Below are 382 nucleotides of genomic sequence, written 5' to 3' on the forward strand. Positions count from 1 at the left end.
CGCGGCGGCGGCCATCGCCGGGCGGGACGAAGTGAGCCAGGCCGATGCCGAGCTGGCCGCCCGGCTGGTGCTGGCGCCGCGTGCGCGGGCCTTGCCACAGTCGCAGGCTGAGCCTGAGGCCGAGGCCGAATCAACACCGGAGTCCGCGCCCGAGTCATCGGCACCGCCCGAGCCAGAGCCCGAGCCCAGTGCCGCCGACGCCTCGCCGCCCGAGCCCAGCGACGGCGAGCAGCAGGCTCAGGCTGCCCTGCAGGAACAGATGATCACGGCCGCCCAGGCTGCGATACCGCCCGGCCTGCTGGCCAGCCTGGCCGGAGCGCACACCCCAAATGGCGGCGCAGGGGCCGGTCGTCGCGGTGCGGCGGCCCGACCGGCGCAGAGC

General features: G+C 76.4%; 1 pseudogene. It reads left to right on the forward strand.

Annotated elements, in window-relative coordinates:
• A pseudogene (locus PO768_RS29135) lies at positions 1 to 382 on the forward strand (hypothetical protein); the annotation flags it as partial.

It is taken from the genome of Paucibacter sp. XJ19-41 (genome assembly GCF_028462495.1).
Taxonomy (GTDB): Bacteria; Pseudomonadota; Gammaproteobacteria; order Burkholderiales; family Burkholderiaceae_C; genus Roseateles_E.